Source organism: Streptomyces sp. 4N509B (genome assembly GCF_052245655.1).
GTDB lineage: Bacteria > Actinomycetota > Actinomycetes > Streptomycetales > Streptomycetaceae > Streptomyces.
This window is the reverse complement of record NZ_JBQQBZ010000005.1, coordinates 64,681-87,711: the sequence shown is the minus strand read 5'-3', so window position 1 is coordinate 87,711 and position 23,031 is coordinate 64,681. Positions and strand designations below refer to the sequence as shown.

At 73.5% G+C, this 23,031-nt stretch carries 20 protein-coding genes and 1 tRNA gene; 10 read left to right on the top strand and 11 right to left on the bottom strand.

Annotated features, from left to right (window positions below; translation table 11 throughout):
* Positions 1–2: 2 nt before the first annotated feature.
* Both ACTWP5_RS07740 and selD read right to left on the bottom strand, forming a co-directional pair.
* Complete coding sequence (locus tag ACTWP5_RS07740) at positions 3–707, bottom strand: hypothetical protein (protein WP_443220020.1); 705 nt, start codon at positions 705–707, stop codon at positions 3–5.
* 174 nt (positions 708–881) lie between these two features.
* The gene (gene selD, locus ACTWP5_RS07735) at positions 882–1,886 is read right to left on the bottom strand and encodes a selenide, water dikinase SelD (protein ID WP_443220019.1); all 1,005 of its coding nucleotides are present in this window, start codon (positions 1,884–1,886) and stop codon (positions 882–884) included.
* A 92-nt stretch (positions 1,887–1,978) separates the two neighbouring features.
* Here selD and ACTWP5_RS07730 point away from each other — a divergent pair.
* From ACTWP5_RS07730 to selB, 3 genes are all read left to right on the top strand, one after another.
* A tRNA-Sec gene (locus tag ACTWP5_RS07730) sits at positions 1,979–2,071 on the top strand.
* A 115-nt stretch (positions 2,072–2,186) separates the two neighbouring features.
* Positions 2,187–3,488 carry an L-seryl-tRNA(Sec) selenium transferase gene (selA, locus tag ACTWP5_RS07725; protein WP_443220018.1) on the top strand — a complete coding sequence of 434 codons (1,302 nt, stop codon included), beginning with the start codon at positions 2,187–2,189 and terminating at the stop codon, positions 3,486–3,488.
* A 1-nt stretch (position 3,489) separates the two neighbouring features.
* The gene (gene selB / locus ACTWP5_RS07720; protein ID WP_443220017.1) at positions 3,490–5,328 is read left to right on the top strand and encodes a selenocysteine-specific translation elongation factor; all 1,839 of its coding nucleotides are present in this window, start codon (positions 3,490–3,492) and stop codon (positions 5,326–5,328) included.
* Positions 5,329–5,360: 32 nt separating this feature from the next.
* On the opposite strand, the gene ACTWP5_RS07715 is transcribed toward selB, so the two are convergent.
* The 8 genes from ACTWP5_RS07715 to ACTWP5_RS07680 form a co-directional block, all read right to left on the bottom strand.
* Positions 5,361–6,113 (bottom strand): sulfotransferase family protein, encoded by a 753-nt coding sequence (locus ACTWP5_RS07715; RefSeq protein WP_443220016.1) that lies wholly within the window; start codon positions 6,111–6,113, stop codon positions 5,361–5,363.
* Between the two features lie 19 nt (positions 6,114–6,132).
* On the bottom strand, positions 6,133–7,287 hold the full coding sequence (locus ACTWP5_RS07710; protein WP_443220015.1) for a glycosyltransferase family 4 protein: 1,155 nt from the start codon (positions 7,285–7,287) through the stop codon (positions 6,133–6,135).
* Positions 7,284–7,748 carry a YciI family protein gene (locus ACTWP5_RS07705; protein ID WP_443220014.1) on the bottom strand — a complete coding sequence of 155 codons (465 nt, stop codon included), beginning with the start codon at positions 7,746–7,748 and terminating at the stop codon, positions 7,284–7,286. Before ACTWP5_RS07705 ends, ACTWP5_RS07710 begins: the two co-directional genes overlap by 4 nt.
* Complete coding sequence (locus ACTWP5_RS07700; protein WP_443220013.1) at positions 7,741–8,679, bottom strand: glycosyltransferase family 2 protein; 939 nt, start codon at positions 8,677–8,679, stop codon at positions 7,741–7,743. Before ACTWP5_RS07700 ends, ACTWP5_RS07705 begins: the two co-directional genes overlap by 8 nt.
* Positions 8,672–9,583, bottom strand: a complete 912-nt coding sequence (thiD, locus tag ACTWP5_RS07695) for a bifunctional hydroxymethylpyrimidine kinase/phosphomethylpyrimidine kinase (RefSeq protein ID WP_443220012.1) — start codon at positions 9,581–9,583, stop codon at positions 8,672–8,674. Before thiD ends, ACTWP5_RS07700 begins: the two co-directional genes overlap by 8 nt.
* Entirely contained in the window at positions 9,580–10,086 is a 507-nt protein-coding gene (locus ACTWP5_RS07690) for a nucleoside 2-deoxyribosyltransferase (protein WP_443220011.1), read from the bottom strand. The genes thiD and ACTWP5_RS07690 overlap by 4 nt, the downstream gene beginning before the upstream one ends.
* An 80-nt stretch (positions 10,087–10,166) precedes the next feature.
* Complete coding sequence (locus ACTWP5_RS07685) at positions 10,167–11,231, bottom strand: thymidylate synthase (RefSeq protein WP_443220010.1); 1,065 nt, start codon at positions 11,229–11,231, stop codon at positions 10,167–10,169.
* A 14-nt stretch (positions 11,232–11,245) separates the two neighbouring features.
* Entirely contained in the window at positions 11,246–14,116 is a 2,871-nt protein-coding gene (locus tag ACTWP5_RS07680; RefSeq protein WP_443220009.1) for a molybdopterin-dependent oxidoreductase, read from the bottom strand.
* A 269-nt stretch (positions 14,117–14,385) separates the two neighbouring features.
* Here ACTWP5_RS07680 and ACTWP5_RS07675 point away from each other — a divergent pair, with 269 nt between their 5' ends.
* From ACTWP5_RS07675 to ACTWP5_RS07660, 4 genes are all read left to right on the top strand, one after another.
* Complete coding sequence (locus ACTWP5_RS07675) at positions 14,386–15,666, top strand: MFS transporter (RefSeq protein WP_443220008.1); 1,281 nt, start codon at positions 14,386–14,388, stop codon at positions 15,664–15,666.
* Between the two features lie 130 nt (positions 15,667–15,796).
* On the top strand, positions 15,797–16,690 hold the full coding sequence (locus ACTWP5_RS07670) for an FAD binding domain-containing protein (protein WP_443220007.1): 894 nt from the start codon (positions 15,797–15,799) through the stop codon (positions 16,688–16,690).
* A gap of 71 nt (positions 16,691–16,761) precedes the next feature.
* Positions 16,762–17,454: a TenA family protein gene (locus ACTWP5_RS07665; protein ID WP_443220006.1), complete on the top strand. Its 693-nt coding sequence runs from the start codon at positions 16,762–16,764 to the stop codon at positions 17,452–17,454.
* Complete coding sequence (locus ACTWP5_RS07660) at positions 17,447–18,517, top strand: alcohol dehydrogenase catalytic domain-containing protein (protein ID WP_443220005.1); 1,071 nt, start codon at positions 17,447–17,449, stop codon at positions 18,515–18,517. The genes ACTWP5_RS07665 and ACTWP5_RS07660 overlap by 8 nt, the downstream gene beginning before the upstream one ends.
* Here ACTWP5_RS07660 and ACTWP5_RS07655 read toward each other — a convergent pair.
* Entirely contained in the window at positions 18,416–19,183 is a 768-nt protein-coding gene (locus tag ACTWP5_RS07655) for an HAD family hydrolase (protein WP_443220004.1), read from the bottom strand. The genes ACTWP5_RS07660 and ACTWP5_RS07655 overlap by 102 nt on opposite strands.
* 469 nt (positions 19,184–19,652) lie before the next feature.
* Between ACTWP5_RS07655 and ACTWP5_RS07650 the strand changes: the two genes are divergently transcribed.
* The 3 genes from ACTWP5_RS07650 (at position 19,653) to ACTWP5_RS07640 (ending at position 22,943) form a co-directional block, all read left to right on the top strand.
* Positions 19,653–20,942 (top strand): ABC transporter substrate-binding protein, encoded by a 1,290-nt coding sequence (locus ACTWP5_RS07650; RefSeq protein ID WP_443220003.1) that lies wholly within the window; start codon positions 19,653–19,655, stop codon positions 20,940–20,942.
* 115 nt (positions 20,943–21,057) lie between these two features.
* Positions 21,058–22,011: a carbohydrate ABC transporter permease gene (locus tag ACTWP5_RS07645; protein WP_443220002.1), complete on the top strand. Its 954-nt coding sequence runs from the start codon at positions 21,058–21,060 to the stop codon at positions 22,009–22,011.
* Entirely contained in the window at positions 22,008–22,943 is a 936-nt protein-coding gene (locus ACTWP5_RS07640) for a carbohydrate ABC transporter permease (protein ID WP_443220001.1), read from the top strand. The genes ACTWP5_RS07645 and ACTWP5_RS07640 overlap by 4 nt, the downstream gene beginning before the upstream one ends.
* Positions 22,944–23,031 lie beyond the last annotated feature (88 nt).

Here is a 23,031-nt window from a genome sequence, read left to right as displayed (position 1 = left end):
TCCTACTCCGCCCGGCTCAGGTCGAGCCGTCGCACCAGGCCGGGGACCTCCTCGACCGTGGTGTGGGCGAGCGGCACGACGGTGGCCCAGACGGTGCGGGCCGACAGCACGAAGAAGGGACGGCCGTCGGAGAGGGTGTCGCGGTAGAGTTCGCCGCCGCGGACGGCGAGGCCCTTCCACGGCGGCAGTTGGGCGGTGGTCTCCCTGGTGGGCTCGGTCATCTCCAGCAGGCCCAGGCCCGGGACCTCCTTGATCACGCTGGCGGGGCGGGCGAACCCGCTGCCGGCTGCGCGGTCGGGGTCGAGGGTCAGGCCGTCGGCGCGTTCGGTCAGGCGCAGGGTCCGCAGCATGCCGAGCACGTCCCGGGTGGTCACCCGGTACAGCCTCGTCACCAGGGAGTGGTGGGCGCCGCGCCAGACCACCAGCGTGGGGCGTTCGACCTGTTTGGTCTGCGGGTCGTAGACGCGCTGCGTCGCGGTGCGGACCGTGCCGCCCCGGAAGGAGAGTTCGGTGTCGAACGCGCTGATGCCGTGGGTCTGGGCGATGTCGTCGCCCAACGCGGCCGGGCCGGCGGTGAACTCGACGAGGTGGCCGTCGACGGTGACGTCGGCGACGGAGGTGGAGGGCAGTCCCAGGTCGAGGTCGCTCGTGAGGCGGTATGCGACGCCGTCGAGCGCGCGGTGGTCGACGGTGGCGGCCGACGCCATGAGGTTCCTTCCGGTCGCGACGGGGTGCGGAGGGTGGTCGAGCCGAACGATTTTGTCAATGTACGGTCAATGCGGCCGCGTGGCAAGGGCGTTGCGCGCCGTGGGTGACACGCCATCCGTGCTGCTGGACGCGCCTAGACCGCGGCGGCCGGCGCGTCCCGCGGGCGTGCGCCGTCAGCGCACCACGACCGGCGACGCACCGGCCTCGACGATCTCCCCGATCACGGGAAAGCCCGGCAGCTCGCCGGCCAGCAGCAGCCCTCCCGAGGTCTGCGCGTCGGCCAGCAGCAGCCGCTCCTCCTCGGGCGCGGCGCCGAAGTCGACGAACGGCGTGACCCACTCCAGGTTCCGCCGGGTGCCGCCGCTGACGAAGCCGTCCCTGAGCGCCGCCCTGGCGTCGGCCAGGTACGGCACGGCGGCGGCCTCCACCACGACGGTGACCTTCGCCGCGCGGGCCATCTTGTACAGGTGGCCCAGCAGCCCGAACCCGGTCACGTCCGTCGCCGCGCGGATCCCGGCCGCGACCGCGGCGCGCGAGGCGTCGCGGTTGAGCGCCGCCATCGACGCGACGGCCTCGGGGAAGACGGTGCCGGTCGCCTTGTGGCGCGCGTTGAGCACGCCGGTCCCCAGCGGCTTCGTCAGGGTCAGCGCCCGCCCCGGGCGCGCCGCGTCCATCCGCAGCATCCGGTCCGGGTGCACGACGCCGACGACGGACATCCCGTACTTGGGCTCCGGATCGGTGACGCTGTGCCCGCCGCCGACGTGGCAGCCCGCCGCGTGCGCCACGTCCCGACCGCCGCTGAGCACCCGGGCCGCCAGCTCGTACGGCAGCGTCTCGCGCGGCCAGCCGAGCAGGTTGACGGCGGCCAGCGGCTCCCCGCCCATCGCGTAGACGTCGGAGAGGGCGTTGGCCGCCGCGATCCGCCCCCAGTCGTAGGGGTCGTCCACCACCGGCGTGAAGAAGTCGGCCGTGGTGACGACCGCGCGCTCGCCGTCGAGTCGGACGACGGCGGCGTCGTCACCGCCGCCGTCGAGACCGACCAGCAACTCCCCCGCGAAACCCGCAGCGTGGCCGTGCGGGGCGGACAGGGGGGACACCAGGGCGTCCAGTTCGCCGGGCGGGATCTTGCAGGCGCAGCCGCCGCCGTGGGCGAGCTGGGTCAGTCGGAGCTGGTCCATGGGGCGAATCTAGTGGTCCCGAGGGGACTTGGCGCGGCGCGGCCGTGGTCTCACGAGGTCGATCGGCCGTCCTCTACACTCGCTTCCGCGAAGGAGGCGGACAGGTGCCTGGTGGCCCTCCCGGTCTTCAACACCGGTGTGGCCGGGGACCCCGGCCGGGCGGGTTCGATTCCCGTACGCCTCCGCCGGCCACGGCGCCCTCGTGCTCCGGGACGGCGCCTCCCCGGTTGTCGCCGACGCCCCAGGCCAGGGGCGGGCGGGAGCCAGGCCGACTCCCGTACGCCTCCGCTGGAGTTCTCCTTGGAAGACGGCAGGCGGCGCGTGCCGCGCACCGACTCCGTGCTCGCCGATCCGCGCCTGCGCGCGGCCACGGACCGGCTCGGCCGGCGGCTGGTGCGCGACGCCGTGTCGGCGGCGCTCCGGCAGGTCAGGCAGGGTGCGATCGCGCCGGAGGAGGCGGCCGACGTGGCCGTGGCCTCGCTCCCCCACACGGCCGCCTCGCTGCTGCCCGTCCTCAACGCGACGGGCGTCGTCGTCCACACCAACCTGGGCCGGGCGCCCCTGTCGTCGGCCGCCCGGGAGGCGCTTCACGCCGCCGCCGGCGCCACGGACGTCGAGTTCGACCTGGCGACCGGGCTCCGTGGCCGGCGGGGCGAGGCCGTCCTCGCGGCGCTGGCCGAGGCCGTGCCCGCGGCGCAGGCCGTGCACGTCACCAACAACAACGCGGCGGCGCTCGTGCTGGCCGCGACGGCGCTGGCCCAGGGCCGCGAGATCGTCATCAGCCGCGGCGAGATGGTCGAGATCGGCGACGGCTTCCGGCTGCCGGAGCTGCTTGAGGCCACCGGCGCCCGGCTCCGCGAGGTCGGCACCACCAACCGCACCCACCTCGCGGACTACGCCGCGGCCTGCGACGACCGCACGGCGTTCCTGCTGAAGGTGCACCCCTCGAACTTCACCACCACCGGCTTCGTCTCCTCGGTCCCCGTCCGCGAGCTCGCCACCCTCGGCGTGCCGGTGGTCCACGACATCGGCTCCGGGCTGCTCTCCCCGCATCCGCTCCTTCCCGACGAGCCGGACGCCGCCACCGCCCTCGCCGACGGCGCCGCGCTCGTCACCGCGAGCGCGGACAAGCTGCTCGGCGGCCCCCAGGCGGGCCTGCTGATGGGCCGTGCCGAGCTGGTCGAGCGGCTGCGGCGGCACCCGCTCGCCCGCGCGCTGCGCGTCGACAAGCTCACCCTGGCGGCGTTGGAGGCGACGCTCCGCGGGCCGCTGCCGCCCGTTCAGCAGGCTCTTCGCGCCGCGCTGCCCGAGCTCACCGACCGGGCCGAGGCCCTCGTCGGCGCGCTTCTCGCGCGGGGGGTCGACGCCCGCGTCGCGCCCAGCGAGGCACGCGTCGGCGGTGGCGGCGCGCCCGGGACGGTGCTGCCGAGCGCCGCCGTCAGCGTCGCCGCCCGCCTGGCGGCGGCGCTGCGCACCGGCCGCCCCGCCGTCGTCGGCCGGGTGCGCGGCGGGCGGCTGCTGCTGGATCTGCGCACCGTGCCGCCCGAGGCCGACGAGGAGTTGGCGAAGGCCGTCGCGGCGGCCCACCGTCAGGGGTCCTGACGTGCACGTCGTCGCGACGGCCGGTCACGTCGACCACGGCAAGTCCACCCTGGTGCGCGCGCTCACCGGCACCGATCCGGACCGGCTCGCCGAGGAGCGGCGCCGCGGGCTGACCATCGACCTCGGCTTCGTGTGGACGACGCCGGCCGACGGCGAACCGCTGGCCTTCGTGGACGTGCCGGGCCACCAGCGGTACCTCGCCACCGCGCTGGCCGGCGTCGCCACCGCGCCCACGGTGCTGCTGGTGGTGGCGGCCGACGAGGGCTGGATGCCCCAGTCGCAGGAGCACCTTCAGGCCATCGACGCGTTCGGCGTCCGCTCCGGGCTGCTGGTCGTCACGCGCGCCGACCTCGCCGACCCCGCGCCCGCGCTCGCCGCCGCCCGGGAGCGGCTGGCGGGCACCAGCCTGGAGGGGGTCGGAGCGCTCGCCGTCAGCGCCCGCACCGGCGCCGGGCTCGACGCCCTGCGCGGCCGGCTCGCCGCGCTGGCCGCCGCGCACCCGGCGGCCGACCCCGACGCCCCGGTCAGGCTGTGGCTGGACCGGTCCTTCAGCGTGGCGGGCGCCGGCACCGTCGTCACCGGCACGCTGACCGCCGGACGCCTGACCGTCGGCGACACCCTCGACCTCGCCCCCCACGGCCGGCCGGCGGCGGTGCGCGGCCTGCAGTGCCTGGGCCGCCGGGTCGACGCCGTGACCGCGCCGGCCAGGGTCGCGGTCAACCTGCGCCGCGTCGCCCACACCGACGTCCGCCGTGGCGACGCCCTCGTGACGCCGGGCGGCTGGTGGCGCACCGGGTTGGTCGACGTCCGGCTGACCCGGCCGCTCCCCGACGGGCAACGGCTGCCCGCCGAGCCGCTGGTGCACTGCGGGACCGCCGTGACCAGCGCCCGGCTGCGCCGGCTGGGTCCCGAGGCCGCCAGGCTGCGGCTGCGGACGCCGCTGGACCTGCACCTCGGCGACCGGCTGCTGCTGCGCGACCCCGGCTCGCGGCTGCTGGCCGGCGCCGTGGTGCTGGACGTGGAGCCGCCGGAGCTGACCCGGCGGGGCGCGGGCGCCGAACGGGGGCGCCGCCTCGCGGCCATGCCGGCCGGGCCCGACGCACTCGCGGTGCTGCGCGACGTCGGCCTCGCCCGCGTGGACACGCTGCGGGCCAGGGGCGTCGAGGTGCCCGAGGGCGGACCGCCCGGCGCGGTGGTCGTCGGCGACTGGCTGCTCGACCCCGACCACGCGCGGCGGCTGCGGCGCGAACTGGCCGCCGAGGTGGCCGCGTACGCCCGTGACCACCCCACCGACCCCGGGCTGCCGCTCGGCGTCGCGCGGCAGCGGCTGGACCTGCCGGACGCCGGCCTGGTCGCCGGCCTGGTCGCCGGTCCGGGCTCCGCCCCGGCCGGGGAGGCGCTGACGGTGGAGGAGCTGGCGGTGGAGGGCGGCCTGCTCTACCGCCGCGCGGAGGCGGACCGGCTGCCGCCCGCCGTGGCCGAGGCGCTCGCGCGGCTGCGGTCCGCGCTGCGCGCCACGCCGTTCCGCGCGCCGAGCCGGCCCCAGCTCGCCGCGTGGGGGCTGACCGGCCAGACCCTCGCCCTGCTGGTGCGGCGCGGCGAGCTGGAACGGTACGGCGAGGTCCATCTGCCGGCCGGGGCGGCCGAGCGGGCCCTCGCCCGACTGCGGGCGATCCCGCGGCCGTTCACGGTCGGGGAGGCCTGCCGCGCGCTGGGCACCTCACGCCGGGTGGCGATCCCGCTGCTGGAGGCGCTGGACCGGGCGGGGGCGACCCGCCGCGACGCGGCCGGCCGCCGCACCGTCGCCGGTGGGGAGGGGGACGCCGCGCCGACGCGGTGACCACGCGAGGGCGGGTGGCCGTGAGGGAGGGCTCACGCGTACCCCCAGAGGGCCGCGTAGTGGCGCAGGGACTCCGGCGGTGCCGACTCCCCCCAGCTGTGCGTCCGGCGCGGCAGGATCCTCCCCGACTCGATCCGGGCGCCCCAGTCGCCCAGCCCGGGGAGGAACGAGCCGGGCCCGCCGTCCCCGTAGTGCAGCATCCGCGGTTCCCACGCGACGTCGAGGAACGCGCAGACCGACCTCATGGTCGACTCGGGCTCCCCGGTGAGCTCCTCGTACCGGACGGTGAGGGCGTCGAGGCTGTGCCGCGCCTCCTCCAGGGGCTCCAGGTACCGCACCACGTCCTTGACCGCCTCGTCGAGGGTCCAGGTGTCCGGGTCCCGGAATCCGGAGCGCTGTTCGGCCCGGTACCAGGAGACGGCGATGTCCCGTGGGTCGCGGAGCAGGACGACGAACCGCGCGTCCGGCCAGCACGCTCTGATCCTGCGCCACACGAGGACGTTCTGGGGGGTCTTGTCGACGACGTACCTCTTTCCGGAGCGTTCCAGGTGGAGGTGGAGGACTCTGTCCCACAGCAGGTTCTCGAGGTCCGACGCGCTCAGGCCGACCGCTTCCATGGATCGCCGAGCCCCGTACCGCAGCTCGGCGAGCCTGATCGCGGCGAGGTGCAGCTCGGGCGGCGAGCACAGCTGGGAGTGCGCGTTGACCAGGGCCCTCAGCAGGGTGGAGCCTGACCGCACCGAGGACAGGATGAAGGTGGGACGTTCCAGGAGACGTTCGGCCACGGCGGTCCTTCCTTGTCCCCTACGCGCCCCGCCGCCCGAAGGCCTCACGCGCCCGCCCGACCGCGTGCTCCACGCTCGACACGAGCGTCGTCCAGCCGTAGTCCCCGCGCACCAGGGCGCGGGCGTTCGCCGTCAGCCGGTCACGCGACGCGGGGCTGCGCAGGACGGTGGCGACGGCCTCGGCGAACGCGTCGGGTTCGTCGGCGATCAGCAGGTGCTCGTCGTGACGGGCGGCCAGGCCCTCGGCGCCCAGGGTGCTGCTCACCACCGGCGTTCCCAGGGCGAAGGACTCCAGCAGCTTCAGCCGGGTGCCGCTTCCCCGCCGCAGCGGGACCGCCACCACGTCCGCCGCGCGCACGTACGGGCGGACGTCGGGGACGAGGCCGAAGACGCGCACGTCCTCACGCGCGAGGCGGTCGAGGGTGCCGAAGTCCAGCCCCACCAGCCACACCCGGGCCGTGGGGAACTCCCGCTGCACGCGGGGCAGGATCTCGCCGACCAGACGCTCGGCCGCGTCCACGTTGGGTGGGTAGATGAACAGCCCCTGGAGCAGGATGACCGGTCCCGGCTCGTCGGGGGGCGGCTCGCCGCTCCCCTTCGCGTCGGGCGGCCCTCCCGGTGACCGGTCGTCGCCGAGGTAGACGTTGGGCACGACGCTGCTGTTGGCCGCGCCCAGACGGCCGTGGTCCAGGTCGCTGCAGACCACGAGCCAGTCCGCCTCGGCGGCCGCGGCCCGGTGGAGCCGTCTCCAGCGCCGCGACGCGTCCTCTCCGTGGGCGAGCCGGTCCTGGAGGTCGTCGATGTCGACGACGCAGGGGAACGGCGCCTGTCCGCGCAGGTGGATCCAGGTGCTGATGCGGTTGCACCACACCACGTCGTACGCGCGGTCGCGCAGCCAGCCGCGCAGCCCCGCGTCGTAGGCGCCGACGATCTCGGTCAGCTCGACCGGGTAGTCGTGGCCCCGGTCGGCCGCGTGCCCGTCGGCCAGCAGGGAGACGGACTCCGTCATCAGCGGACTGGGCTCGTCGGGCACCGGGTGGCGCCAGCCCCGGTCGGTGTGGACGACGTCCACGGAGCCGAGGGCGGCGAGCGCCCGCACGGTCGCGGCGGCCCGCAGCCGGCCACCGGTGGTGGTCGGCCAGGGCCAGTACTCGGTGAGGTAGAGGCTTCTCATCTGGCGCCCGCCCCGCCCGTCCCGGCCGCGCCCGTGGGGGGGCGGGGCTGCGGCTGGAAGGGGTTGCCGAAGCGCTCGGACACCGGCCGGGCCGCCTCGCGCGCCACGCCCTCGTTGAGCAGCCAGGTGCGGATCGCGTGGGTACGCCAGCCGCGGAGGACGAACGGGTCCTGCGCGACGATGTCCTCGGCCTCCTCGCGCGAGCGGGCGGCGAGGATGAACATGCTGCCCGCGTTGACGATCGGATCGTCCTCGGTGGGCGGTTCTCCGTAGTTCAGCGGGCCGGCGGCCAGCAGCCTGCCCTCGTCCTCCAGGGCCAGCTGCCAGCGCAGGTGCTCGCGCATCAGCAGCTCACCCTCGTCCGTGCTCCAGTCGAACAGCGCGGTGGGGCGCATGAAGACGGCGAAGAACGGCAGCAGCGCCATCCGGGAGTAGACCTTCCGTGCCTCGTCCTCACGCACGGGGCGCCCCCTCCAGCAGCCCGGAGAGCTCCGGTGTCAGGTCCTCCGGCCGCTCCCCCCTCGTGTACCGCTCGTACAGCGTCCGCACGAGCCGCTCGTACCAGTAGCTGTCCAGCGTCCGGCCCGTGGCGTACCGGGCGAACGCCAGCTCGTACGTCCGCAGCACGTGTCGCCGGTACAGCTCCGCCGGGGACCCCGGCGGCACCGCCCACCGCGCGAGCATCCGCTGGTATCCCTGGTGGAACATCGTGAGTGCCCGGGTCCCGGCCGCCACCGGGTCGGGGGCGGTCGCGTGGGCGGGCAGCCGGTGGTAGACGACCCCGGGGCGGTCGAGGTGCTCGAAGCGGTAGCCGTGGTCCCGGGCCAGGCGCAGCCACAGGTCCCAGTCCTCGTGGGTGCGCAGGTCGGGGTCGAACCGGACGGCCGGGGAGGCTCTCAGCACCAGGCTGGTCGGCGGGACGACGTTGAGCACCCGGAGGAAGTCGGGATCGAAGGGGAAGTCGAAGGCGTGGGGCGCGGTCGACTCCGGCCCGTCGCCGTCCCGGGCGCTCCCCCGCTCCACGCGCCGGTCGCTGACGACCGCCGTGGCGTACACGGCGTCGGCGCCGCCGGCGAGCACCTCCATCGCGGCGCTCAGGTGCCCGGGGAGGTAGACGTCGTCGTCGTCGAGGAACGCGAGGTACGCGCCGCGTGCCCGTGGGAACGCGGCGTTGCGTGCGGCGGCCACGCCGCGCGGCTCGGTGAGGGTCAGCAGCCGCAGGTCCATCGACCGTCGGTGCTCGGCCACCACCGGCTCCAGCGGGGCCCCGCCGTCGTTGACGACGATGACCTCCAGGTCGGGCCAGTCCTGGGCGGCGACGCTGTCCAGCGCCGCCCCCAGCTCCGTGGGCCGGTCCCTCGTCGGCACGATGACACTGATCAGGTCAGCCATGGCTCGCCTCCGTCGTCCGTTCGCTCACCCGTCCGCCGTCTCCTTCGGTCGTCCATCCGTGGTCGGGTACCGCCGGGGCCGCCGCGTGGGCGGCCAGGCCCAGCGCGTCGACGGGGTGGACGGCGCGACCGATGCCGAGGTGGCCGCCGCGCACACTGCGCGCGGCCCGCCGGTGAGCCTCGACGGCGGCGTCCAGCAGCGGCCAACCCTGCGCCAGCAGGCCGGCGAGGAGCGAGGAGTGGGCGCAGCCCGCGCCGTGCTCGGCGCCGGTCGCGTGACGCGGGCCGGGGATGTGGGTGTGCCGCCGGCCGTCGTGGAACCAGTCACCCGACTCGTCGGTCCCCGCAGTGATCACCACGGCCCGAGCGCCGAGGCCCACCAGGGCCTCGGCCAGCTCCTCGCGCGAGGTGGTGCCGGGGGCGGCGCCGACCAGCAGCTCCGCCTCGCGCCTGTTGGGCGTGAGGGCGGTGGCGAGGGGGAACAGCGTCTCGATGACCGAGTCCCTGATCCGACCGCTGTCCGAGAGCCACGAGCCGGCCGCCGTCACCATCACCGGGTCGACGACCAGCGGCGTGCCGCCGGCCGTCATCTCCCGCAGGGGAGGTGCGAGCGCTTCGAGCAGTTCGACGCTCCAGGTGGTGCCGATCTTCGCGGCGGCGACCGGGAAGTCCTCCAGGACCGCGCGTAGTTGCTCCAGGACCATGGGAACCGGCACCGCCCACCGGTCGCTGATGCCCGTCGTGTTCTGGGCCGTGACGCCGACGACGACGGTCGCGGCGTAACAGCCCACCGCGGCGTACGCCTTGACGTCGCCCTGGATACCGGCGCCGCCGCCGGAGTCGCTGGAGCCGATGGTCAGGCAGACCGGCACGGCGGCGGCGTCCCCGTCCGTCCCTGTGGTCACGGCGCGTCCGGCCTGACGGCGGGGCCCTTCCGGCTCATCACGCGCTGCACGGCGTCCGGCAGCTGACGGAAGATGTCGTCGACGCTGGAGAACCAGACGTACTCGACGTTGGCGACCGTCTCCAGCCCCGTGACGAGGAAGGTGTGCTTCTCGTCCTTCTCCAGGAACAGCACCATCGGCTTGCCCAGGGCGCTCGCCCAGCCGATCTCGACGTGCGTGCCGGGCGAGACCGGCACGCCGGGGAAGGCGACGAAGAGGTCGGACTGGGATATCTCGGTGTAGTCCAGATGGGTGCACTCGGGTGCGCTCAGGAACTCGGCGCCCCAGGCCTCGCGCCGGTGCGCGTTGTAGACGGTCGAGCCGCCCTTCTCGAAGTGTTCGATGATGCGGGTGATCTTGTCCTGTTCCTCCTGGGGCATCAGGCCGGTGGCCGGGTCCACCAGGCGGAAGAAGGGGCCTCCGACGAAGACACTGGCGGGGGTGGTCGTGGACGTGGTGGTCATGGCGATGTGGTCCTCACTCGTGGGGTGGTCGTCCAACAGCCCCGGGACGGAGCGGCTGGGGAAACGGGTCCGTAGGGGGGTCAGCCGGCCAGAGCGGGCCAGCGGGAGACGAGGGCGGTGCGGAAGGTGTCCGGCAGCGCGTCGACGACCCTGGCGTCGCGGTCCGTGCGGTGCTTGATCTGGCGGTAGACCTCGAACAGGCCGACGACGTGCCGCCAGTAGGGCGGCAGGTCCAGGGCGGCGAGGTCGGCGGCGGAGAGCCGGGCGGAGTTCTCCCGCAGCCGGCGCTCCCAGGCGAGCACCTCGTGGACGTGCGGCCAGTTGTCGCCCGCCGGCATGGCGGGGAAGCGCGACGGCGGCTCGGTGCGCGCGCCCGCCTCGGCGATCACCTCGCCGGCCCAGGCGCGGTCGGTGTCGTAGACGTGGAGGGAGCCGACGTGGTGGTGGTAGGCGGCCACGGGCACGTCGAGTTGGCGTGCCATCAGCTCCAGCAGGAGGGTGAAGGAGAAGACGTCGCTGACGATGCCGCGGAACGCGTCGTTCGCGCGCATGAAGCCGACGCCGCACAGCCCGTCGTCGCGGATCATGAACTGCAGGGCCAGGGTGCAGGCCACGTCGATGTTGCCGGGTACGCGCAGCTCGTGGGGGTCGAAGATCTGGATGACCGCCCGCTTGCTGTCGGTGTCCCCGGCCAGGGTCTCGAGGACGCTGGACCACTGGTCGAGGCCGCTGCCGAGGTGGTTGAAGATCCGCGGCCCGTACGCCGTGCCGGCCAGGCGCTGACCGTCGGCGGAGTAGCGGGCGATGCTGGGGGCGTAGTAGCCGATCTGGTCCAGCCGGTCGGATCCGGAGAGGTACCACAGCGCCTCGGCGAAGTTGAACACCAGGTTCGTGCGGCGCGACCGCAGCGACACGTGGCGCTGCACCGGGTCCCGCACACGGAACGCGATCCCCAGCCGCTCGGAGCTCTTCGCCCCGCGCGGGGCGTTGCGGTACTCGGGCCGGTCGAAGGTCTCGCGCAGCTGCGCCAGGTAGGCGTCCTCGAAGGTGGCGAAGGCGGGGGGCGACATCGTGGGGACGACGACGGGGGCCGGCTCGGGGACGGGTTCGACACCGGAGTCGGTGGTGGACACGCTGGTGGTCACGGTCTCTCCCTCGTTCACGGACGGGTGCGGGTGGCGGACACGGCGGCCCCGGCGGCCCCGGCGGCCGCTGCGGACTCCGCGGTCGTGGTGGAATCCGCGGTCGTGGTGGAATCCGCGGTCGCGGCGGACTGTGCGGCCAGGAGGCGGGCAGGGGTCATGGGCAGCTCGGTCAGGTGGTGCGTGAGGTCCGGCAGCGCGGCGCCGATCGCCGAGGCGACGGCGGCGGCCGCGGCGGCCGTGCCGGCCTCGCCGATGCCCCGGGCTCCCAGGGGGTTGTCGGGGCTGCGGCCGGGGCGGGGTGGCGCGGGAGGCAGGAGCCTCACCGTCACGTCCGGCACGTCCGCCGCCGTCGGCACCAGGTAGCCGTCCAGGTCGCGTGCCAGCGGAGTGCCGTCGGCGGCGTGGGGAAGTTCCTCCCACAGCGCCCCGCCCACCCCCTGGACGAGACCGCCGATCAGCTGACCGCGCACGACGTCCTCGTCGATGACGCGCCCGGCGTCGCAGGAGATCGCGAGCCGTTCCACACGCACCGTGAACAGTTCGGGGTCGACGGCGACCGCGCACGTCACGGCCCCGTACGGGTAGGTGTGCGCGTCGGAGTCGTAGTCACCCCGCCCCCGCAGGGGCCGGCCCGCGGTGGCCGCCAGCCGGGCCAGGGTCGTCACGGTCCGGCCCACCGCGTCCCTGACCTGCCCGTACGCCAGCTGCCAGCCCGTTGGGGCCGTCTCGGTCCCGGCGGCGCGCGCCACCACGGCCTCGCGCAGCGCCCGGGCCGCCCGGTGCACCGCGTTGCCGGTGTGGGTGAGGGAGCGACTGGCGAACGTGCCGATGCCCGCGGCCGGCTCCTCCCCCTCGGCGAAGCGGACCGTCACGCGGTCCCGCGGCACCGCGAGCACCTCGGCGGCGACCGCCGCGAGCGTGGTCTCGTGGCCCTGGCCCGAGGGGGCGGCGGCGGTGTCGACGCGGATCCGGCCGTCGGGTAACAGCGTCGCGACGGCGGTCTCCGGGCCGCCGAGCCCGGCCTTCTCCACGAACGGAACCACGGCCCAGCCACGCCGCAGCCCGTCGCCGTCCCCCTCGTCGCCGCCGTCCCCGCCCGTGGGGACGGTCTGGGCGGCGCGGGCGAGCGCGTCGTCGAAGGCGCGTCGGAAGTCGCCGGTGTCGTAGTGCACGGGGCCCTCGTTGATCGTGCCCGCGTCGTGGGGCATGTCCGCCCCGGTGAGCAGGTTGCGGCGGCGCAGCTCGGCCGGGGGGATGTCCAGCGCCCCGGCGAGCATGTCCAGCATCCGCTCCCGCACGAAGTTGGCCTCCAGGCGGCCGGGCGCGCGGACCGTGCCCACGGGGGTCCGGCTGGTCAGCACCGTGCGCGCCTCGGCGTGGTACCGCGGCAGCCGGTAGGGGCCGGGGAACATGGCGGTGGCCAGCCGGGGCACCAGGGTGGTCAGCGGGCGGACGTACGCGCCGGCGTCCTGCACGACGCTCACCTCGGCGCCCAGCAGCGCGCCGGTGCGGTCAGCGCTCATCGTCACCCGCCAGGTCTGGCCCCGGGAGTGGTTGGCGGCCACCAGGTGCTCGGGCCGATCCTCCAGCCACTTCACCGGCTGGCCGAGGTGGACGGCCGCCCAGGGCACCAGCAGGTCCTCCGGGTACAGCTCGCCCTTGACGCCGAACGACCCGCCCACGTCCAGGTGCGGGGTGCGGACCCGGGACGGCCGAAGGCCCAACGCCCGGGCCACCGCCGCGGCGTTGGCCCGGGGGTGCTTGGTGAAACCGTGCACGGTCAGCTCGCCGGAGGTGTCGTCCCACCGCGCCAGCAGGCCGCGGGGTTCCATGGGCATGCCGGTCTGCCGGGCGATGCGGAACTCGCGCGTCAGCGTGACGGCCGGCTCCGGGGCGGGGGTGCCTGGCTCCGGGCTGACGTCCTGGTACTCCGGAGGCAGCCAGCGCTCCGCGTCCCGCGGTGACGGCCCGGCGTCCGACCCGGGTTCGTCGAGCACGGGCAGCGGATCGTAGGTGACGGTCACCGCCTCGGCGCCGTCCTCGGCCTCGGCCGCGCCGCTCGCGAGGACGAGGGCGACCGGCTGCCCCACGTACCTGACCACGCCGGCGGCCAGCAGCGGTTCGGACGGGCCGGGCAGGCCGAGGTCGGGGTGGAGCCGGCGCAGGCCGTCGGGGAGGTCGGTGGCGGTGAACACGGCGACCACGCCGGGGACGGCGAGGGCCTGCTTGGTCTCGACGGACAGCAGCGCGGCGTGCGGGTGCGTGCTGCGCACCACCCGCGCCCACAGCAGGCCGGGCGGGTTCAGTCCGGACAGGAAGGCGCCGCGCCCCGCCAGGAGTCGCACGTCCTCGGCGCGGCCCACGGCCCCCTCGGGCGGGGCGGGTGCCAACGTGCCCGTGCTCACCCCCGCGGCGGCCCGGGCCAGTCCGGTGTAGCCGGTGCAGCGGCACAGCGACTCGCTGATGCGCCGCCGCACGTCCCCGGGCTCCTCCGGCGCGCTCTCCCCGGTGTGGGGGGTGGCGGCGCGCCGCCCGGGCCACAGCCCGGCGAGGGTGGTGACGAACGAGGGGGAGCAGAAGCCGCACTGGAGGGCGGAGCAGGCACGCATCCACTCGCGTGCCGCCGCCGTGGCCTCCTCTGGTCCGGCGGCGGTGGTGACGGAGGCGCCGGCGCACTGGACGGCCAGCACCAGGCAGGACCTGACCACGTCGCCGTCCAGGCGCACCAGGCAGTTGCCACACTGGCCGGTGCCACAGCCGGTGTTCACCGGGCGGCCACGCAGTGTCAGAAACTCGGCGAGCGTCATCCTGGCGGGCACTGAACCGGAATAGTTGAATCCGTCCACGGTGCACGCGACGGGTAACAAGCCTTCACGAGAAGCCATGCGCAACCCCTGTTCATCAGGGAGATGATGAGGCCGTGTATTCGAACTTGTCGGGCGATGATTCTCGGTTTCGGGACGACAGACCGCCCCCACTCACAACCGCCGATTCACGCTAAGCGCGTAGTCTTTGACTGTCAAGGATAAAGACGCGGCGAACCGCGTTTGCGCAATGACGACAGTCTCTCAACGCGGTCTTGTAGGCGAGATGATGGCATGCTACCGTTATCAACTGACCTCTTGAGGAAGCACATCTCACCACGGCGGGTACGATGACTCTGAAGCATGCTTTAACCCGCACGCGAGGAATGCTGCCACTGCTGTTCGCGCTCGCCATCGACATGCTGGGCAGTGGACTTTTCACGCCCATCGCTTTGCTTTACTTCACACGTGTAACCGACTTATCCCTGGGTACGGTGGGCGTCCTCGCCAGCACCGCGGCGCTCGTCACGCTCCCGTTGCCCCTCCTGGTCGGAGCCCTCGTCGACCGCTTCTCCCCACGCAACGTGGTGATCGCCGCGCAGGTCATGCAGGCGGTCGGATACTCCCTCTACCTCTGGGCGGACGACCGCCTGTCGATCCTCCTGGTCGTCATGCTCGTCGCGGCCGGCCAGCGCACCTTCTGGGCCTCGATCTTCACCGTGGTGGCGGCGCTCCCCACCGAGCGGGACCGGCCAGACGGCGGGAAGGACGAGAGGTTCGCGCTGTTCGGGATGGTCCAGGCCGCCGCCACGGGCCTCGGGGCACTGCTGACGGGATCGCTGCTGATCGCCGAGTCCTCGACCGCGTACCAGGCGGTCGCACTGGCCAACGCGGCCACGTTCCTGCTGTCGTCCCTGGTGCTCCTGCGGGTGCCGGCGAGCCGAGGGCGGACGGACGCCGAGAAGGGGACGGCGAGGAAGGAGAAGGGGAGCCGTGGTGGCTACGGCTCGCTGCTGCGGGACCGCCCCTACCAGGCGCTGATCGTCTCCAACTTCGTGCTGTGCCTGTGCAGCGTGTGGCTCGGCGTGGCCCTGCCCGTCTACCTGGTGGACGGCCTGCCGGCGCCCGACTGGCTCGTCGGCCCCCTCCTCGCCGCCAACACCGTGCTGCTGGCGACGGGACAGGGCCTCGCGGTCCGCCTGGTGAAGCCCCTCTCCCGGGTGCGTGCCATGGTCCTGGCGGGAGCCGCGTGGGTGGTGTGGTGCCTGGGCTTCGCGCTCGCGACGCAGCTGCCGGCGGGCCTGCTCGTGCCCTACCTGTTCGTGGTCATCCTCTTCTACGCGGTGGCCGAGGTCGTTCACGCTCCCATCTCCAACGCCCTCGCGGCGGACGCGGCTCCCGAGGACACCCGCGGCCGATATCTGGCTGTCTTTCAGTACGGATTCACCTTTGCAAGTATTGTCGCACCCGTATTCTTCACGACGTTGCACGGCGTCGACCGGACCCTTCCCTGGCTGGTCCTCGGCCTCCTCACAGCGGTGGCGACTCTCGGAATCCACACCCTGGAACGCCGTCTTCCCCAGGATGCCGTCAGACCCCGGGAGGAGCCGTCGGTGAACGCGAAGACGTAGCGGCAGACCGGAAACCCGCAGGACCCAGTTCACGTATGCCCTCGGCTCCGAGGCTCCCTGGAACCTGCCCAGACCGTCGTGACCAGGTTCAGGGAATCCCGTCGCAACCCACCATTCCGGGAGTTGCCCAGTGCACGCTGCGACATTCTCCTACCATCGCGCACGCGACATCCCCGACGCGCTCACCGCGCTCGAAGACGGCTCCGATCCAGCCATTCTCGCGGGGGGCCTGAGCCTGGTGCCGGCGCTGACCGCGCGCACACGGCGGTCCGACCTCGTCATCGACATATCGGCCCTGCCCGGCATGTCCGAACTCCGGCGGGAGGAGGGCGGCACCCCCCTTCTCACCGCCGGCGCGATGGTCCGGCAGGCCGACGCGCTGACCACCGCCGGCGAGGACCCCGCGCACCGGATGCTCGCCGCCGCCCTCGCCACGGTCGGAACTCCGTCCACACGCGCCCGCGGCACGCTCGTCGGCCTGCTCACCCAGGCAGACCCCGCTCTCCAACTCGCGCCCGTCTGCTCCCTCCTCGACGTCACTCTCACCGTCTGCGGGCCTCGCGAGCGGCGGCGCGTCCTGGCCGCCCGAGACCTGTTCGGTGGCCGCGCACGGCTGCACCGCGAACTCGTCACCGAGGCGCGGTTCCCCGGGTGCGCCCCGGGAGAGGGCTGGGCCTTCCTGCGCGCCGGTCGCCGCGAGGTGGGCGCGCACCTCGGCGGCGTCGCCGTGCGTCTGACCCTCGGCCCCGACCGCCGGTGCCGTGGCGTACGGCTGGCGCCGTTCGTCCGCGGGCACGACGGCTCCGAACTCACGAGCGTGGCCGACGTGCTCGTCGGGCGGCCCGTCGACGAGCGGAGCGCGGCCGAGGCGGCCGAGGCGACGGCCGACCAGGTCACCACGGCCGACGACGTCCTCGCGACCGCGAACTACCGCCGCCACCTGGTGCGCGTGCTCTCCCGTCGCGCTCTGCTCGCTGCGGCCGCCCGCGCCACCCCCACCCCCGACGCACCGACCCGACCCTGACAACCGGGGCCGACAGAGCACGAGAACGACCGACAGAGAAGACGAGAACGACCCGAGAGAAGGGATCACTGATGGGCTCGTTCGTAGAGGAGTGTCGTCGCAACGCCGCCGCCGTCTGGGACGCCTACCGCCACCACCCGTGGATCGAGGCCATGGCGGCGGGTGAGCTGCCCGTCGAGAAGTTCGTCTCCTTCCAGGTCAACGACGCCCCCTACATCGTGGACCTGCACCGCTCGCTGGCCATCGGCGTCTCCAAGGCGCCAGCCGGCTCGGCCTGGACCAAGGCCGCCACCACCGTGCTCGACGACGTGTGGGTGCTCAACGAGATCGAGGAGAAGCAGAAGCTGCTCGCGGAGCTCGGCGTCGACACGCCGTTGCGGATCGACGCCGGCGCGTACATCCCCGCGCGTGAGGCCTACGCCAACCACCTGGTGCGGACCGCCCTGGAGGGCACCATCGGGGACATCGCGTCCGCACTGCTGCCCTGCGCGATGTTCACCGAGGTGATCGGCGAGCGCTTCAGGAACGTGCGCATCAACGGCCCGCTCGCCTACCAGAAGTGGGCCGACATCTACGTGCACCGCGCCGTGCACAAGATGGCGAGCATGCACTCCCAGATGATGGAGTCCGAGGCGGCGCGCACCGACGACGCCGGGCGGGCCCGCATGAAGCTGCTCTACCTGCGCAGCGTCCAGCACCAGGTGGACGTCTTCGACGCCGCGTGGAACCTCGACACCCGCTGGCCGGGGGACGCCGATGCCTGACGCGACGACGCACGACGTGGCGACGCACGACGTGGCGGCAGATGACGTGGCGACGCGTGAGGGACCGTCCGTGATGCGGGCCGCGGTGCTGCCCGCGCCACGGAAGCCGCTGCGGATCGAGACCCGGCCGGTCCCGCGGCCCGGTCCGGGAGAACTGCTGGTGCGGGTGCGCGCGGCCGGCGTGTGCCACACCGACCTGCACCTGATCGAGGGCGTGCCGGCCGACCCGCCGCTGCCGCTCGTCCTCGGCCACGAGATCGCGGGCGAGGTGGTCGGCACGGGCGAGCGGGTGCTCGTCTACTACTACGACGGCTGCGGCGGGTGCCGCTGGTGTCGGACGGGGCTGGAGAACCTCTGCCGGACGCAGCGGGCGAAGTGGGGCTTCGACGCCGACGGCGGCTTCGCCGAGTACGTCGCCGTCCCCGCGCGCTGCGCCGTGCCGTTGCCGGCGTCCCTGGGGTTCGCGGAGGCCGCCGTCCTGGGCTGCTCGGGGACGACCGCCGTGCACGTCGTGCGCGCGGTGGCCGACCTGCGCGCGGGGGAGCGCGTGACGGTCGTCGGCGTCGGGGGGGTGGGGCTGGCGTGCGTCCAGGTCGCCGTGGCCGCGGGCTCGGAGGTGACGGTCGTGGACCCGCGGAAGGACAGCCGGGAGGCGGCGTTGCGGCTGGGCGCGGTGGCGGCGGTGGACCCCGGCGAGGTGGACCCCACCGACGCGGTGCTCGCGGCCACCGGGGGCCACGGCTGCGACGCCGTCGTCGACACGGTCGGCAACGCGGCGTCGCCGGGACAGGCGGTGGCGATGCTCCGTCCGCGGGGGCGCGTCGTGCTCGTCGGCTACACCGAGGCCCCCGCGAGCGTCGACGTCGCCGCGCTGGTCACCCGGGAGGCGAGGGTGCTCGGCTCGGTGGGGGCGACGCTCGCGGAGGCGCACGAGGCGGTGGAGATGGCCGCTGCCGGGACCCTACGAGCGGTGATCGCCTCCGAGTTCCCGCTGGCCCAGGTCAACGAGGCCCTGGCGGCGCTGCGGGCCGGCGTGACGGGCCGTCTGGTGCTGCTGCCGTGACGGCTCCGACCGCCATGCGGGCCGGAGCGCGTCGAGCACCTCCTCCAGCGGGCGGGAGTGCAACGCGGGCAGCACCAGGTCCGCCTCCCCCAGGTCGAAATTGGCGGTGACGAAATTCGGAATGGCGACGCACGCCACTCCCGCCGCCTGGGCGGCCCTGACACCGATGGGACTGTCCTCGAACGCCACCGCGGAATCCGCCGGAACACCCAATTCCTCAAGCACGGCGAGATAGGAGTCGGGGGCCGGTTTCTTCGCCAGTCCGGCGGATTTCGTCATGACGGCGTCGAATCGCGCGATGTCGATACCGCAGGCCGACAACCGTTCGGTGATCCACCAGTCGGGCGCGTTGGAGACGATCGCCTTGCGCACGCCCAGCCGTTCGCAGGCGTCCAGGTGATCCGCGGCGCCCGGCCGGAGAACGAGCAGCTCGTCGCGGCGCCGCAGGCGGCGTGCCTCGACCTCCTCCCAGTCGATCGCCGCACCCACCGCCTCCGCGAGCTGCTCCCGGGGCATGCACGGCCCGCGCCCCGCGGACAACTCGGCGAGCCACCAGGCGATGTCGAGTTCGTGGCCGAACTCCTCGTATATGTCGCGCCAGGAGACGAGACCTGCCGTTTCGCTGTCGACGAGTAAGCCGTCGAAATCATAGAGAACTGCGACCATGCCGCTCATGCTAAGGGCTTTCGGTGGCGAATGCGACGGCACTGGCAGGAATTCAGTGAAAGGGTACGGGAGTTCGCGCAGCCGACGCGGCACCGGCCGTCACGCCTCGACCGCCGGCGCCCGACGGCTCCGACCACGACGCTCGCTCGCGAGCGGCGGGACACGGGCGCCCGAGGGGTCGAACGCCGCCGCACCCGGCGGCCGTTGACGGCGACGGTCCGTGACGCGCGGACGAGCGCGAACATCGGCAGCCTCAGGTTCGAACATGTGTTCACTTAGGTTCGATGCGAAGGTCTCACCCCTCACTGGCGCCGCCATTTGCCCTAATTTCTCCCACAAATTCGCTCGTTACCAACCATAGACACTCGTCATTCCACGGGAGTAGGTTGTGCGCCACAATCAACCGGGGTCGCGGTGAGCCAGGGTCAGGTTCCCTCTCGGTACGGAGTTCGTGGGACGGAGCACACGTATGCGCAGACGCATCCTTGGACGCCTGGGCGCGCTGACGGGCGCGATGGCTCTCCTCGCCTCCTGTGGCGGTGGCGGCGACGACGGCGGTGACGACGGCGGCGTCGTCACCCTCGACTACTGGTGTTGGGGCGAGACGACGAAGCTGGAGGAGTTCAACGCCACCCACGACGACATCCAGGTCAACCACACCGACGTGGGTGGCGGCACCGACACGGCCACCAGGCTGCTCACGGCCAGCCGCGCCGGCAACGCGCCGGACGTCGCCTGCGTGGAGTACCAGACGATCCCGTCGCTGATCGTGTCGGACACCCTCGTCGAGATCGACGACCACGCCGAGGGGCTCCAGGAGCAGTTCAGCCCGGCCACCTGGAACCTGTCGAGCTTCGACGGCCACGTCTACGGCGTCCCGATCGACATCGGCCCCATGGTCTTCCTCTACAACCGCGCCCGGTTCGAGGAGCTGGGGATCGAGGTCCCCACCACGTGGGAGGAGTTCGCCGAGGTCGCCGCCGAGGTGCGGGACAAGGACCCCGACACGTACCTGATGACCCTCTCCTCCGAGGAGTTCGGCGGCTTCGCCGGCATGTCCCAGCAGGCGGGCGGTCAGTGGTGGGAGGTCGAGAACGGCGAGTGGACCGTCGGCATCGCCGACGAGTCCTCGCTGGAGGTCGCCGAGTACTGGCAGGGCCTGCTCGACGACGACCTGGTCCAGGGCGCTCCGCTCCTCACCCCCGAGTGGAACGCCCAGGTCAACCGCGGCGAGATCCTCTCCTGGCCCACCGGCGTGTGGGGCCCGGGCGTCATCCACGGCATCGCGGAGGAGCAGGCCGGGGACTGGGCCATCGCGCCGCTGCCGCACTGGGAGGCCGACGGTCCGGGCCGGGTGCCGTTCCAGGGCGGCTCGGCCCTGTCCGTCACCAACGACCGGGAGGTCGAGGCGGCGGTGGAGTTCATCACCTGGATGAACACCTCCGAGCCCGCCCTCGAACTCCAGATCGCCGCCGGCGAGTACCCGGCGACGCTCGCGGGCCAGGAGATGACCAGCGAGCAGCCGCCGCCCCCGCTCGCGGGCGGGCAGGAGGACTACTGGGAGGTCGCGGGCGGCGCCGCGAGCAGCACCCTGCCCAACGTCCAGTGGGGTCCGAACGTCAACCTCGCGCAGTCGGAGTTCCGGGACGCCTCCTCCAAGGCCCTGCGTGGCGAGGGGACCCTTCCGGACGCGCTGCGGGAGACCCAGAGCTCCGTGGTCGACGACATGCGGGACGACGGGTTCGAGGTCACCAACTGACGGGCGGCTCCCCGGGCACCCCCGCCCCGCCACCGCTGCCGCATCCCCGCTCCGTACCCCTCCCGTCCCCCACTCCCGTCCTCCACCGCTCCAGCCCTCCAGCACGAAGGTAGTCATGGCAGGAGATGTCACCCAGCGGGCCAGCAGCCCGCCGGGGAGCCGCGCGGCCCGGCGCACACCCCGCTCCCTGGCCCCCTACGTCCTCGTCGCCCCGGCGCTCGTCCTCTTCGCCGCCTTCCTCGCGATCCCGGTGGCCTACGCGCTCTACCTGAGCGTGCGGGGCATGCGGGTCTCCGAGGGCAGCCTCTTCGGCAGCCGGGAGGAGGTGTTCGTCGGCCTCGCGAACTACCGCGAGACCCTGACGGACGGTGAGTTCTGGGCCGGCTTCCAGCGGCTGGCCGCCTACGGCGCGCTCGCCGTCCCGCTCACCCTCGGCCTCGCCCTGGTCTTCGCGCTCCTGCTCGACCACGCGGGCGCGAGGGCGCGGCGCCTGTCGAGGGCGGCGATCTTCCTGCCCTACGCGGTCCCCGGCGTCATCGCCTCCCTGCTGTGGGGCTTCATGTATCTGCCCTCCACCAGCCCCATCAGCTACCTCACCGAACGGGTCGGCCTGGACGCGATCCCCTTCCTGGAGGGGGCGAACATCTACCCCTCCCTGGCCAACATCGCGATCTGGGGCGGCGTCGGGTTCAACATGCTCATCATCTACACCTCCCTGCGCTCCATCCCCGCGGAGGTCTACGACGCCGCACGCATCGACGGCTGCACCGAGTGGCAGCTGGCCTGGCGGATCAAGGTCCCCCTCGTCGTCCCCGCCCTCATCCTCACCGGCCTGTTCTCCCTCGTCGGCACGCTCCAGGTCTACGGCGAACCCACCACGCTCAAGCCGATGACCAACGAGATCTCCCAGACCTGGGTGCCGCTGATGCACATCTACCGCAGCGGCTTCATCCAGGACGACCTGCCCCTGGCCGCGGCCGGCTCCGTGGTCCTGGCCGTCGGGACGTTCCTGGTCTCCCTCCTGGTCCTCAGGGTCGCCCAGCGCCGCGCGTTCGGAGGCTTCCAGTGACGACACCCACGACCGCGCCGGGGGCCGGGCACGGCGCCGCGCGCCCGGCGACGCCGACGCGCCACGCGCGGCCCGAGGACCGGCGCACCGCGCGGCAGGCCCACCAGCGCGCGAAGATCCTCCCCACCGCGCTCCTTCTCCTGGGCGCCTTCTACTGCCTGGTGCCCGTCGCCTGGATCGTCGTCGCCGCCACCAAGTCGCGCGCGGAGCTGTTCTCCACCTTCACCTTCCAGCCCGGCACCAGCCTGCTGGACAACCTGCGGGAGCTGTTCGCGCACAACGACGGCCTGTACGGGCAGTGGGCACTCAACAGCCTGCTCTACGCCGGCGTCGGATCACTCCTGTGCACCCTCGTCTCCACCGCGGCCGGCTACGCGTTCTCCCGCTACGCCTTCCCCGGACGCGACGCGCTGTTCTACGTGATCCTGGCCGGCGTGCTGCTGCCCGGCATGACGCTGGCGATCCCGCAGTACCTCCTCATGTCCGAGATCGGCATGGTCGGCAGCCACTGGTCGGTGCTCCTGCCCGGACTCATCTCGCCGTTCGCGATCTACCTCGCCCGCATCTACGCCGACGCCTCGGTGCCCGCCGCCATCATCGAGTCGGCCCGCATCGACGGAGCCGGCGAGCTGCGGATCTTCACCACCATCGGGCTGCCGATGATGTTCCCCGGCATGGTCACCATCTTCATGCTCCAGTTCGTCGGAGCCTGGAACAACCTCCTCCTGCCCTTCATCATGCTGTCCGACGAGAGCCGCTACCCGATCAACCTCGGCCTCTACACGGTCCTGTCCAAGGGCTCGGGCGAGCCCTCGCTCTACGGCGTCGCCATCACCGGCACCGCCGTCTCCATCCTTCCCCTCATCGCGCTCCTCCTCTTCCTCCAGCGCTACTGGCGACTGGACATGATCAGCGGAGGACTGCGCGGATGACCGTCGAACGGCACCGGCCGTGCCGTGGCGTCGCGGGCGGGCCCGCGCGCGTGCCGAGAGGAGAGCCCCGTGGCGACTGAGAAGACCG